10 protein-coding genes and 2 rRNA genes (1 of these 12 running past the window's edge) are annotated in these 13,116 nt (G+C 71.8%); 2 read left to right on the top strand and 10 right to left on the bottom strand.

Annotated features, from left to right (window positions below):
* Positions 1-18: 18 nt before the first annotated feature.
* The 6 genes from steA to O7542_RS14185 form a co-directional block, all read right to left on the bottom strand.
* Complete coding sequence (gene steA / locus O7542_RS14160; RefSeq protein ID WP_030502674.1) at positions 19-1,197, bottom strand: putative cytokinetic ring protein SteA; 1,179 nt, start codon at positions 1,195-1,197, stop codon at positions 19-21.
* Between the two features lie 118 nt (positions 1,198-1,315).
* Positions 1,316-3,073 (bottom strand): DNA repair protein RecN, encoded by a 1,758-nt coding sequence (recN, locus tag O7542_RS14165; protein WP_113974877.1) that lies wholly within the window; start codon positions 3,071-3,073, stop codon positions 1,316-1,318.
* 601 nt (positions 3,074-3,674) lie between these two features.
* On the bottom strand, positions 3,675-4,559 hold the full coding sequence (locus O7542_RS14170) for an NAD kinase (RefSeq protein WP_064446404.1): 885 nt from the start codon (positions 4,557-4,559) through the stop codon (positions 3,675-3,677).
* Positions 4,556-5,404 carry a TlyA family RNA methyltransferase gene (locus O7542_RS14175; RefSeq protein ID WP_104115246.1) on the bottom strand — a complete coding sequence of 283 codons (849 nt, stop codon included), beginning with the start codon at positions 5,402-5,404 and terminating at the stop codon, positions 4,556-4,558. Before O7542_RS14175 ends, O7542_RS14170 begins: the two co-directional genes overlap by 4 nt.
* A 21-nt stretch (positions 5,405-5,425) precedes the next feature.
* A complete protein-coding gene (locus tag O7542_RS14180) occupies positions 5,426-5,653 on the bottom strand; it encodes a hypothetical protein (protein ID WP_030502668.1) in 228 nt (75 codons plus the stop codon).
* Positions 5,650-6,228, bottom strand: coding sequence for a hypothetical protein (locus O7542_RS14185; protein WP_113974879.1), 579 nt, complete (start codon positions 6,226-6,228; stop codon positions 5,650-5,652). Before O7542_RS14185 ends, O7542_RS14180 begins: the two co-directional genes overlap by 4 nt.
* Positions 6,229-6,340: 112 nt before the next feature.
* Here O7542_RS14185 and O7542_RS14190 point away from each other — a divergent pair, with 112 nt between their 5' ends.
* The gene (locus O7542_RS14190; protein WP_043324901.1) at positions 6,341-6,676 is read left to right on the top strand and encodes an SCP2 sterol-binding domain-containing protein; all 336 of its coding nucleotides are present in this window, start codon (positions 6,341-6,343) and stop codon (positions 6,674-6,676) included.
* A gap of 12 nt (positions 6,677-6,688) precedes the next feature.
* Here the strand turns inward: O7542_RS14190 and O7542_RS14195 are convergent, their stop codons facing one another.
* Both O7542_RS14195 and O7542_RS14200 read right to left on the bottom strand, forming a co-directional pair.
* A complete protein-coding gene (locus O7542_RS14195; protein ID WP_176722855.1) occupies positions 6,689-7,684 on the bottom strand; it encodes an HAD-IIA family hydrolase in 996 nt (331 codons plus the stop codon).
* A gap of 71 nt (positions 7,685-7,755) precedes the next feature.
* A complete protein-coding gene (locus O7542_RS14200) occupies positions 7,756-8,604 on the bottom strand; it encodes a Replicase polyprotein 1ab (protein ID WP_281606423.1) in 849 nt (282 codons plus the stop codon).
* Here O7542_RS14200 and O7542_RS14205 point away from each other — a divergent pair.
* The gene (locus O7542_RS14205) at positions 8,572-10,455 is read left to right on the top strand and encodes a hypothetical protein (RefSeq protein WP_281606424.1); all 1,884 of its coding nucleotides are present in this window, start codon (positions 8,572-8,574) and stop codon (positions 10,453-10,455) included. The two genes, O7542_RS14200 and O7542_RS14205, sit on opposite strands and share 33 nt — an antisense overlap.
* A 94-nt stretch (positions 10,456-10,549) precedes the next feature.
* Here the strand turns inward: O7542_RS14205 and rrf are convergent.
* Positions 10,550-10,666, bottom strand: a 5S ribosomal RNA gene (gene rrf, locus O7542_RS14210).
* 74 nt (positions 10,667-10,740) lie between these two features.
* A 23S ribosomal RNA gene (locus tag O7542_RS14215) occupies positions 10,741-13,116 on the bottom strand; it runs 733 nt beyond the window's last position.

Raw genomic sequence — 13,116 nt, forward strand, 5'->3', positions numbered from 1 at the left:
TCTTGATCGTCGGGGGAGCTAGAAGAGCTGGCCGAGCTGGAACACGAAATTGTCCCACCATTCGGAGACCACGCCCAAATACGCCTTCCCGACGGTGGAGACCGCCACGGCGGAGGCCATCGCGGCCACCGCCGACAGGACCAGCAACAGCAGCGACGAACCGGAGATGCTCTGCCGGTAGAGCCGGCTGACGCCCTTGGCGTCGACCAGCTTGCCGCCCACCTTCAGCCGGGTCAGGAACGTCGACGCCATGCCGCCGCGCCCCTTGTCCAGGAACTCGACCAGGGTGGCGTGGGTGCCGACGGCCACCAGCAGCGACGCGCCCTTCTCGTCGGCCAGCAGCATGGCGAGATCCTCGCTGGTGGCCGCCGCCGGGAACGTGATCGCCGGTACGCCGAGCCCGTTGACCCGGGCCAGGCCGGGCGCCCGCCCGTCCGGGTAGGCGTGCACGATCACCTCGGCGCCGCAGCGCAGCACGTCGTCGGTGACCGAGTCCATGTCGCCGATGATCATGTCCGGGGTGTAGCCCGCCTCGACCAGCGCGTCGGCCCCGCCGTCGACGCCGATCAGCACCGGCTTGAACTCCCGGATGTACGGGCGCAGCACGTCCAGGTCGGCCTTGTAGTCGTAGCCGCGCACCACGATCAGGCAGTGCCGGCCCTGGATCTGGGTCTGGATCTCCGGCACGCCGACGCCGTCGAGCAGCAGGTCGCGTTCCTGCCGCAGGTAGTCCATCGTGTTGGCGGCGAACGCCTCCAACTGCACCGACAGGCCCTCCCGGGCGTCGGCCATCGACTTGGCCACGGTTTCGGCGTCCTGCAGCGTGCCGTGCGCGACCGGCTCCTCGCCGACGAACACGGTGTTGCCCTCGATGCGGACCCGGTCACCCTCGCGGACCTGCTCGAAGACGCTCTCGCCGAGATCGTCCAGCAGCGGGATGCCGGCCGAGATCAGCACCTCCGGGCCGAGGTTGGGATAGCGGCCGGAGACCGACGGCTTGGCGTTGAGCACCGCCGCCACACCCACCGCGACGAGCGAGTCGGCCGCCACCCGGTCCAGGTCGACGTGGTCGATGACCGCGATGTCGCCGGGGCGCAGCCGCCCGACCAGCCGTTTCGTCCGGCGGTCGAGGCGCGCGGTGCCGACGATGGAGCCCGGCTCCGGGTTCCGGCTCCGGCGCAGTATGGGTAGACGCATCGTGACCATCCTGGCATGTGAGGCAGGTTTTGCTGTCGCGACATGCCTGAGCAGGGCCGCCTACCCAGGGAAGCACACCGGAACCCGCGCCGGTGTGCTTGCGCTCACAATCGGGGTATCACGGACGCCTTTCCTTGGCCGCCACGGCCAGGAGCTCCTCGGCATGGGCGATACCCAGATCCGAGTCCGGCAAACCGGCGAGCATCCGGGCCAGTTCCCGGGCGCGCTCGGTGTCCTCCACCACGCGCACCCCGCTCGTGGTGACCGCTCCACCGGTGTCCTTGGCCACCACCAGGTGCCGGTCGGCGAACGCGGCGACCTGCGGCAGGTGGGTGACCACGAGCACCTGATGACTGCGGGCCAGCCGGGCCAGCCGGCGGCCGATCTCCACCGCGGCCTGACCGCCGACACCCGCGTCGACCTCGTCGAACACCAGCGTGGGCGGGCCGCCGGAACCGGCGAAGACCACCTCGATGGCGAGCATCACCCGGGACAGCTCGCCGCCGGAGGCGCCCTTCTGCAACGGCAGCGCCGGCGCGCCCGGGTGGGCCAGCAGCCGCAGCTCCACCTCGTCGGCGCCGTCCGCGCCGACGCCGGTCTCGACGCCGTTGACCGGCAGGCTCGGCTCGGACCGGCCCGCCGGACGCGGCAGCACCGCCACCTCGATCCGGGCGTGCGGCATGGCCAGCCCGGCCAGCTCGACGGTGACCTCCTCGGCGAAGCGGACCGCGGCCTCCCGCCGGGACGCCGACACCCGGCCGGCGAGGTCGGCCACCTCACCGGCGAGCCGGGTGGCCTCGCGGTCCAGCTCGTCCAGCAGTTCGTCGGAGGTGTCCAGATCGGACAGCCGCGTGCGGGCCCGCTCGGCCCACGCCACCACGCCGTCGACGTCGTCGGCGTACTTGCGGGTGAGCCCGCGCAACGCGGCCCGCCGCTCGTAGACGGTCTGCAGGCGGGCCGGGTCGGCGTCCAGCGCGGCCAGGTAGGTGGACAGCTCCGCGGCCACGTCGGTGACCAGCGTGGCGGCCTCCTCCAGCCGGGCCGCCAGCTCGCCCAGCGCCGGGTCGGTGCCGGCCTGCGCCTCCAGCGTGCGCCGCGCGGTGCCCAGCAGCGCCGTCGCGTCCGGCGCGTCGTCGGCCGCCTCGACGCCGCCGGCCACGCACTGCTGCGCCACCTGCGCGGCGGTACGCAGCCCCTCGGCGTGCTCCAGCCGCTGCGCCTCCGCCTTCAGCTCGTCGTCCTCCCCCGGCTGCGGATCGACCCGGGTGATCTCGTCCAGGCCCAGCCGCAGCAGGTCGGCCTCCTGGTTGCGTTCGCGCGCGTTGCGCCGCCGGTCGGCCAGGTCGTCGACGACGGTGCGCCACCGGGCGTACGTCTCGCGCAGCGCGTCGAGCAGCTTCTCGTGCTCGGGCCCGGCGAACCGGTCGAGCGAGGCGCGCTGCTCGGCCGGGCGCAGCAGCCGCAGCTGGTCGGACTGGCCGTGCACGGCCAGCACCTGCTCGCCGACCTCACCGAGCGTGGACACCGGCATGGCCCGCCCGCCCAGGTGCGCGCGGGAACGCCCCTCGATGGTCACGGTGCGGCTGAGCAGCAGCGAGCCGTCCTCGTCGGGCTCACCACCGGCGTCGAGGATGCGGGCGTGCACCGACTCGGCCACCCGCCCACCGAGGCGCAGCCGGCCCTCCACCACGGCGCGGCCCGGCTGGGCGCGCACCCGGCCGGCGTCGGCGCGGCCGCCGAAGAGCAGGCCGAGGCCGGTCACCACCATGGTCTTGCCGGCGCCGGTCTCGCCGGTGATGACGTTCATCCCCGCGGCCAGCGGCAGCGTGGTGTCCTCGATGACGCCCAGTCCGGTGATGCGCAGCTCTTCCAGCACAGCACCCGACAGTAGCCCCGCCGTGTGACAGTTGACCAGCCGGCAGGTCGAGCCGCGGGCACCCGACCCCGGACGAGGAGGAGCTCCACCGCAGCCCGGTACGGGCGGACACGGCCCGGGCCGGTGAGTTCGCGCAGCGGCTGGGCCGCCGACCGGCCGTGGTGGACGGTCGCACCGCGACCTGCCCACTGGTGCACGGCGGCCGGCCGACCTGATGGCCGCCGTACCGGCGACATGTCGCCAGGTGGACACGAGCGCAGCGCGGTAGAGGGCCGGGACGCCGGAGATCGCGTCGCCCAGCTCGCGCGCCGCCGCTTCCTCCGGCGGCGGCTGCACGACCTGTCCGCCCGACCGGGGTCGACACCCGATCGGGCGCGGCGCGCCGGTCCGCCCGCCGCGGCCGGCTACGACACTCCGGCGTCCCGACCGTCGCGGCCCCGACCACCCCCTGGCCGAGCCCGCGACATCCGGGCCACGCATCCGGAAGCGGCGGGCCTCACCGCCGCACCCGGACTCACCTCATCGCGGCCCGTACGCCCACCGTAACGTGCGCGGCGGCCCGGACCGGTGGTCCGAACGGAGGTTTCCGCTGATCCGTCGGTCAGCGACGGTTGCCCCGCCAGCCCTGGACGGGCAGGTCGAACTTGGCCACCAGCCGGTCGGTGAACGGACGCGCCCGCAACCGCACGATGCGCACCGGCAACGTGCCCCGGCGCACCGTGACCCGGGCGCCCGGCGGCAGGTCGTAGACACGCCGGCCGTCGCAGCAGAGCACCGCGAGGGTGGTGAACGGGTCGACGGTGATGACGAACGTCGACGTCGGCGCGGTCACCAGCGGGCGGCTGAACAGCGCGTGCGCGCTGATCGGCACCAGCAGCAGCGCCTCCACCTCGGGCCAGACCACCGGCCCGCCGCCGGAGAACGCGTACGCGGTGGAGCCGGTCGGGGTCGCGCAGATCACGCCGTCGCAGCCGTACCGGGACAGCGGCCGGCCGTCCACGTCGACGAGCAGCTCCAGCATCTGGGCGCGCTCGCCCTTCTCCACGCTGATCTCGTTCAGCGCCCACGACTCGATGGTCGGCCCGCCGTCGAACTCGGCGGTGACGTCCAGCGTGAGCCGTTCGTCCACGCTGTAGTTACGCTCGACCACGTCACGTACCGCGGTGTCCAGGTCGTCGATCTCCGCCTCGGCGAGGAAGCCGACCTTGCCCAGGTTGATGCCCAGCAACGGGACCTTCGTCGGACGGGCCAGCTCGGCCGCGCGCAGGAACGTGCCGTCCCCGCCCAGCGCGAAGACGATCTCGGCGCCCTCGGCCGCCTCCGGGCCGGTCACCGGCACCACACCGGGCAGGTCCAGGTCGTCGGCCTCCTCGGCCACCACCCGCACCTCGAAACCGGCGGCGATCAGGTCGGCGGCCACCGCCCGGGCGTGCTCGGTGCTGCGTCGACGGCCGGTGTGCGTCACCAGCAGCGCGGTGCGGCTCACCCGGACACCTCCTCGGTCGTGGCCGCCGTGGTGGCGGCGCCCTGCGGGCCGGCGGCCACCACCGCGCGGACCCGCTCCGGGTCCGCGGCGGGCGCGTCCCCGCGCAACCATACGAAGAACTCGACGTTGCCGCTCGGCCCGGGCAGCGGGCTGGCCGCCACTCCGGCGAGGCCGAGGCCGAGCCCGGCGGCCGCGGCGGCCACGTCGAGCACCGCCTCGGCGCGCAGCGCCGGATCGCGGACCACGCCGCCGGCGCCGACGCGCTCCTTGCCGACCTCGAACTGCGGCTTGACCATCAGCGCCAGGTCGCCGCCGGGGCCGGTGCACGCGGCCAGCGCCGGCAGCACCAGACGCAGCGAGATGAACGACAGGTCGGCCACCGTCAGGTCGACCGGGCCGCCGATCGCCTCCGGCGTGAGCGTACGCACGTTCGTACGCTCGAACACCCGGACCCGCTCGTCGGTGCGCAGCGACCAGGCGAGCTGCCCGTAGCCGACGTCCACGGCGACCACCTCGGCCGCGCCGCCGCGCAGCAGCACGTCGGTGAACCCGCCCGTCGACGCGCCCGCGTCCAGGCAGCGCCGGCCGGTGACGGTCAGCCCGCCGGGGGCGAACGCGGCGAGCGCGCCGGCCAGCTTGTGGCCGCCCCGGGAGACGTACTCGTCGGCCGGGTCCTCTCCGGTCACCAGCAGCGGATCGGCCGGGTCGACCATCGCCGCGGGCTTGCGTGCCCGCACTCCGCGCAGCTGGACGCGACCGGCCTCCACGAGCGCGGCGGCCTGTTCCCGGGAGCGGGCCAGCCCGCGCCGGACCAGTTCGGCGTCCAGCCGGGTACGACGAGCCATCAGGTGTGTCTCCGCCTCTGCTCAGGCCTGGTCGATGGTGGCGAGGGTCTCGCGCAGCGTCTCGTACGCCGCCTCGTACTGGGCGATCTGGTCGGCCGGGGCGAGCGCCTCGGCGTTGGCCATGCCGAGCACCGCGGCGTCCACCGCCGGGTGCCGCGCCTCGCCGACCTCCTCGGCCGGCGCGGGGCGTACCCCCGGGGGTGGTCCGGGCCGCGGGCCCGGCGGCGGACCGGGCCGCGGCGCGGTCACGAGCCGGCCGCCCGGCGGCCGGTGGCCTTCCTCGCCGGCCGGGCGGGCGCGGCGGGCGAGCCGTCGGCGGGGGTACGGGCCATGGTGGCGGGCGGCTTCTTCGCGATCGCCTTCTTGGCCACCGTCTTCTTCGCCACCGCCTTCGTCGGCGCCGTTGCCGCGGACTCGGCGGTCGGCGGCACGGTCGCACCGGACGGCGCGGTGGCGGTCCCGGCCGGTGCGGCGGCGGGCTCGGACGATCCGGCGGGCGGCGTCTCGCCGGGCCCCAGGTTGCCGCGCGCCTCGCGTAGCTGCCGCTCCAGGTCGTGCACCCGGCGGGTCAGCTCGGCGACCTCGTCGGCGGTGGCCAGCCCGACCGCGCCCAGCGCCCGGTCCACCTCGAAGCGGACCAGCTTGGTCAGCGACTCCCGGTTCGCCAGGCCGGTGGCCACCAGCTCCTCGGCGAGCGTCTGGATCTGGGCGGCGGTCGCGCCACCCTGGCCGACGACGCGCATGACCGCGTCCTGTGCCTTCTTCCGGGGCGCCTCCGTCAGGCCCATGGCCAGCTCGAGGTAGGCGCGCCACGCGTCCTGCATGCCTGAGTCCTTCCGCGGGGCGAGGTGTGCAGGTGCCACGCTACCGGGCACCCCGGACGCCCCATTGCGGTACGGTGCCGGGAAACGGCGTGGTTCGTGGTGAGGAGACGATGTGGCCAGCGTGGACGAGTGCCGGCAGGCGTTGCAGGACCTGGCCGCGCGGCTGGACCGCAACGCCGAGGCGCAGGGACGCATCGACCTGGACCGCACGCTGGCCTGCCGGATCACCGATCTCGGCACCGCGTTCCACGGGCGGCTGGAGGGCGGGCGGCTGGTCGACCTGGCCGACGGCGACGACCCGAAGGCGAAGATCGCGCTGAGCACCGGCAGTGACGACCTGGTCGCGCTGGTGAACGGCCGGCTCGACGTGATGTCGGCGGTCGCGTCCCGGCGGGTCTCGATCAAGGCGAACCCGTTCGACCTGATGAAGCTCCGCAAGCTGCTCTAGGCGCTTCGCCGCTCAGCCGTCGAGGCCGAACGCGGCGAGCGCCTCCGCCGCCGCCGGGGACTGCGCCCGCACGCGCGGCCCGGCCGACGCCGACCAGGCCACCGCGCAGAGCGCGGCGAGCGCCTCCAGCGGCGGTCCCGCGCCGTCGAGCACGAGGTCCGCGCCGGCTTCCGCCACCGACCAGCCGCCGGCGGTCGCCCGGCCCGGCACCGCCACCACCGCGTCCGGGTCGAAGAGCCCCGCCAGATCGAACGAGACGTACGCGGGGCGGCGCTCCTCGGGCGCCGCCAGCAGCTCGGCGGCGTCGCTGACCCCGGTGAGCACCAGCAGGCTGTCCAGCCCGGCCCGGCGGGCGCCCTCGATGTCGGTGTCCAGCCGGTCCCCCACCACGAGCGTGCGCCCGGCCCCGGCCCGGCGCGCGGCGGTGGTGAACAGCGCCGGCTCCGGCTTGCCCACCACCACGTCGGGGTCGCGGCCCAGCGCGGTACGCAGCACCGCGACCAGCGAGCCGTTGCCCGGCAGCGGGCCGCGCGGGCTGGGCAGGGTGCGGTCGGTGTTCGTGGCGTACCAGGGCGCGCCCGCGCGTACCGCCAGGGACGCCTCGGCCAGGTCGGACCAGCCGACCTGCGGACCGTAGCCCTGGGCCACGGCGGCGGGCTCCTCGTCGACGGTGGACACCGGCCGCAGGCCGACCGCGCGCAGCTCGGCCCGCAGCGCCTCCGCGCCGACCACGAGCACCGGCGCCCCCTCGGGCAGCCGGTCCCGGAGCAGCTCGGCGGTGGCCGCCGCGGAGGTGAGCACCTCCGCCGGCTGCGCCGGAACGCCCATGCCGGTGAGCAGGTCGGCGACCTCGCTGGAGCGCCGGGAGGCGTTGTTCGTCGCGTACGCGACGGCGCGCCCCTCGGCGTGCAGCCGGCCGACCGCCTCGACCGCGCCCGGGATGGGCCGGTCGATCAGGTAGATGACGCCGTCCAGGTCGAAGACGACAAGCGAGTACGCGTCGACCAGCCGGCCGGCCGCTCCGGCGCGGACGGGTCGCCCCTGGTCCGCGCCGGTAGCGGTGTCCCCGCCGTACCCGGTCACCGGCGCTCCGCCGCCTCGCCCTCGCCGGACGCGGCGTCGCCCGGTGCGGGCCGGTCGGCGGCGGCCTTGTCGGCCGGGGTGACGTCGGTGGCGTCCGCAGCCGCGACGGTGCTGCCCGGCGTGGCGGTGTCCGCGGTCGACGTGGCGGTGTCCTCGGACGTCGTGGCGGCGGTCGGGGTGCCGGTGGCGAGCGAGCCGGCCTCGGCGTCGGTCAGCTCGTCGTCGGTCAGCCGCGCGTCGTCCTCACGGTCGTCGTCATCGTCATCGTCGTCGTCGTCATCGTCGTCGTCATCGTCATCGTCATCGTCATCGTCATCGTCATCGTCGGCCGACGCCTCGGACGTGTCCGCGTCGTCCTCGGGCTCGTCGTCGCCCTCGATGACCACGCCGTCCAGCTCCAGCAGCCGCTCGGCGGCGTCGGTCTCCCCCTCGGAGTCGACGTCGGCGGCCCGGGAGAACCACTCCCGCGCCTCCTCGCGCCGGTCCACCGCCAGCAGCGCGTCCGCGTACGCGTAACGCAGTCGCGCCGCCCACGGCTCGGTCGAGTCGCCGGTCAGTTCGCGGACCTGCAGCATCGCCACGGCCGCGTCCTTCTGCCCGAGGTCGCCGCGCGCGCCGGCGGCCACGATGAGCAGTTCGATCGCGACGGCCTGGTCGAGCTTGTCCCGGTCGGCACCGCGGAACAGGTCGATCGCCCGCTCCGGCCGGCCCAGCGCCCGCTCGCAGTCGGCCAGCACGGCCAGGTGGCTCTGCAGACCGCTCATCCGGTGGTACGTCCGCAGCTCGGCGATGGCCGTCTGCCACTCACCGGCGTGGTACGCGGCCAGTCCGACGGCCTCCCGCACGGCGGCGATCCGCGACGCGAGCCGGCGGGCCGCCATGGCGTGCGCCAGCGCCAGCGTCGGGTCCTCGTCGATCAGCAGCCCGGTCGCGACCAGGTGCCGGGCAACCGTCTCCGCAACCGGCTTGGCGAGGGAGAGCAGTTCCGCCCGGACGGCCGAGTCGAGGTCGCTCGCGACGACCTCGTCCGGCAGCTCCGGCGCCTCACCGGTACGCCCTTCGCCGCGCTCGTCCCGGCGCTCCCGCTGCGGACCGAAGTTGCCACGGCGGTCGTCGCCGCCCGGCCGCTCGCCGTAGCCACGGCGCTCACCGTCCCGCTCGCCCCGGAAGCCGCCCGGCCGACGGTCGTCACGCCGGTCGTCGCGGCGGAAGCCACCCTCACGGCGCTCGCCGCCGCGGAAGCCGCCCTCGCGGCGCTCGCCGCCGGCGTAGCTCTCCCGACGGTCGCCACCCTGGTGGCCGCCTTCGCGGCGGTCGCCACCGCGGAACCCGCCCTCACGACGCTCGCCGCCCTCACGACGGTCCCCGCCCCGGAAGCCACCCTCACGGTCTCCACCACGGAAACCGCCCTCACGGCGCTCACCACCGCGGAAGCCGCCTTCACGACGCTCGCCGCCCCGGAAACCGCCCTCACGGTCGCCACCGCGGAAACCACCCTCACGACGCTCACCGCCGCGGAAACCGCCGTCACGGTCACCGCTCCGGAAGCCACCCTCACGGCGGTCACCGCCGCGGAAGCCGCCCTCGCGGTCGCCACCGCGGAAGCCGCCTTCACGACGGTCACCACCGCGGAAACCGCCTTCACGACGGTCACCGCCGGCGAAGCCACCCTCACGGCGCTCTCCGCCGCGGAAGCCGCCGTCACGGTCGCCGCCCCGGAAGCCGCCTTCACGACGGTCACCACCGCGGAAACCGCCTTCACGACGGTCACCACCGGCGAAGCCACCCTCACGGCGCTCTCCGCCGCGGAAGCCGCCGTCACGGTCGCCGCCCCGGAAGCCGCCTTCACGACGGTCACCACCGCGGAAACCGCCTTCCCGACGGTCACCACCGGCGAAGCCACCCTCACGGCGCTCTCCGCCGCGGAAGCCGCCGTCACGGTCGCCGCCCCGGAAGCCGCCTTCACGACGGTCACCACCGCGGAAACCGCCTTCCCGACGGTCACCACCGGCGAAGCCACCCTCACGGCGGTCGCCGCCGCGGTAGCCGCCGTCGCGGGTGCCGGCCTCACGGCGGTCGCCGCCCCGGAACCCGCCGTCACGGGCACCACCTTCACGGCGGTCGCCACCGCGGAAGCCGCCCTCGCGATCGCCACTGCGGAAGCCACCCTCACGGCGGTCGCCGCCACGGGCGCCACTGTCACGGTCGCCGCCCCGGAACCCGCCTTCACGACGGTCGCCGCCCGGACGGCTTCCGCTCCGGAAGCCACCCTCACGGTCGCCACCACGGAAACCGCCCTCGCGACGCTCACCACCGCCGAACCCGCCTTCACGGCGGTCGCCACCGCGGAAGCCGCCCTCGCGATCGCCACTGCGGAAGCCGCCCTCGCGGCGGTCACCACCGCGGAAGCCGCCCTCGCGGCGGTCACCACCGCGGAAGCCACCTTCACGGCGGTCACCACCACGGAAGCCGCCCTCACGGCGGTCACCACCGCGGAAGCCACCCTCGCGACGGTCGCCACCACGGGCGCCACTGTCACGGTCACCACCGCGGAAGCCGCCCGGGCGGTCGTCGCGGCCACCCCGGTACGAGGGACGGTCATCGCGACGGCCGTCGCGGCCGGCGTCACCACGCCCCTGGCCACGGTCGGCGCGATCCTCGTAACGACGGGGGCGGTCCCCGCCCTGGGGTCCTGAGCTCACAGGTACATCCTTCCTGATGGCGTTTCCGCCGAGAACGCTAACGCAGTCGAGGGCCGCCCCTGCTGGGGCGGCCCTCGACTGGAAGATTGTCCGGCGGTGTCCTACTCTCCCACACCCTCCCGAGTGCAGTACCATCGGCGCTGGAGGGCTTAGCTTCCGGGTTCGGAATGTGACCGGGCGTTTCCCCTCCGCCATGACCGCCGTAACTCTATGAACATGTCAACCAACCCTGTGGGTGATCGTTTGTTCAGAGTTGCACAGTGGACGCGTAGCAGCTTGGTAGTCAAGTCCTCGGCCTATTAGTACCGGTCAACTGAACCCGTTACCGGGCTTACATTTCCGGCCTATCAACCCAGTCGTCTAGCTGGGGGCCTTACCCCACAAAGTGGGTGGGATACCTCATCTTGAAGCGAGCTTCCCGCTTAGATGCTTTCAGCGGTTATCCCTTCCGAACGTAGCTAACCAGCCGTGCCCCTGGCGGGACAACTGGCACACCAGAGGTTCGTCCGTCCCGGTCCTCTCGTACTAGGGACAGCCCTTCTCAAGTATCCTACGCGCACGGCGGATAGGGACCGAACTGTCTCACGACGTTCTAAACCCAGCTCGCGTACCGCTTTAATGGGCGAACAGCCCAACCCTTGGGACCTGCTACAGCCCCAGGATGCGACGAGCCGACATCGAGGTGCCAAACCATCCCGTCGATATGGACTCTTGGGGAAGATCAGCCTGTTATCCCCGGGGTACCTTTTATCCGTTGAGCGACACCGCTTCCACATGCCAGTGCCGGATCACTAGTCCCGACTTTCGTCCCTGCTCGACCTGTCAGTCTCACAGTCAAGCTCCCTTGTGCACTTGCACTCAACACCTGATTGCCAACCAGGCTGAGGGAACCTTTGGGCGCCTCCGTTACCCTTTAGGAGGCAACCGCCCCAGTTAAACTACCCACCAGACACTGTCCCTGAACCGGATAACGGTCCGAAGTTAGATACCCAAATCAACCAGAGTGGTATTTCAAGATTGCCTCCACCCATACTGGCGTATAGGCTTCACCGGCTCCCACCTATCCTACACAAGCTAATTCAGATACCAATGTCAAGCTATAGTAAAGGTCCCGGGGTCTTTCCGTCCTGCCGCGCGTAACGAGCATCTTTACTCGTACTGCAATTTCGCCGGGCCTGTGGTTGAGACAGTGGGGAAGTCGTTACGCCATTCGTGCAGGTCGGAACTTACCCGACAAGGAATTTCGCTACCTTAGGATGGTTATAGTTACCACCGCCGTTTACTGGCGCTTAAGTTCTCCGCTTCGCCCTTGCGGGCTAACAGGTCCCCTTAACGTTCCAGCACCGGGCAGGCGTCAGTCCATATACATCGAATTACTTCTTCGCATGGACCTGTGTTTTTAGTAAACAGTCGCTTCCCCCTGCTCTCTGCGGCCATACAACGCTCCACCCGCGCGGGGCTTCACGTCTCCGGCCCCCCTTCTCCCTAAGTTACGGGGGCAATTTGCCGAGTTCCTTAACCACAGTTCGCCCGATCGCCTCGGTATTCTCTACCTGACCACCTGTGTCGGTTTGGGGTACGGGCCGCTAAGAACTCGCTAGAGGCTTTTCTCGGCAGCATAGGATCACTGACTTCACCTGAATCGGCTCGGCATCACGTCTCAGCCCCATGTGTCGCGGATTTGCCTACGACACGGCCTACACGCTTACCCCGGCACAACCACCGGCCGGGCTCAGCTACCTTCCTGCGTCACCCCATCGCTTGACTACTACCCGCCAGGTTCCCACGCTCCCCAACCTCAACCCGAAGGTCTTGGCCGGTTTGGGTGGTTAGCACAACGAGGTTCGTCAGGGTCGCTCTTTCGCGGGTACGGGAATATCAACCCGTTGTCCATCGACTACGCCTCTCGGCCTCGCCTTAGGTCCCGACTCACCCAGGGCGGATTAGCCTGGCCCTGGAACCCTTGGTCATCCGGCGGAAGGGTTTCTCACCCTTCTTTCGCTACTCATGCCTGCATTCTCACTCGTGCCGCGTCCACAACTGGGTCACCCCGCTGCTTCACCCCCGGCACGACGCTCCCCTACCCATCCACACACCTGCACCTGGCATCAAGGCCAGGCGAAGTTAAAATGTGAATGCCACAGCTTCGGCGGTGTGCTTGAGCCCCGCTACATTGTCGGCGCGGAACCACTTGACCAGTGAGCTATTACGCACTCTTTAAAGGGTGGCTGCTTCTAAGCCAACCTCCTGGTTGTCTATGCGACCCCACATCCTTTTCCACTTAGCACACGCTTAGGGGCCTTAGCTGGTGATCTGGGCTGTTTCCCTCTCGACTACGAAGCTTATCCCCCGCAGTCTCACTGCCGCGCTCTCACTTACCGGCATTCGGAGTTTGGCTGATTTCGGTAAGCTTGTGGGCCCCCTAGACCATCCAGTGCTCTACCTCCGGCAAGAAACACGCGACGCTGCACCTAAATGCATTTCGGGGAGAACCAGCTATCACGGAGTTTGATTGGCCTTTCACCCCTAACCACAGGTCATCCCCCAACTTTTCAACGTTGGTGGGTTCGGCCCTCCACGCGGTCTTACCCGCGCTTCAGCCTGCCCATGGCTAGATCACTCCGCTTCGGGTCTAGAGCATGCGACTAAAAACGC

The organism is Micromonospora sp. WMMC264, from assembly GCF_027497275.1.
In the GTDB taxonomy this organism is placed as follows: domain Bacteria; phylum Actinomycetota; class Actinomycetes; order Mycobacteriales; family Micromonosporaceae; genus Micromonospora; species Micromonospora chalcea.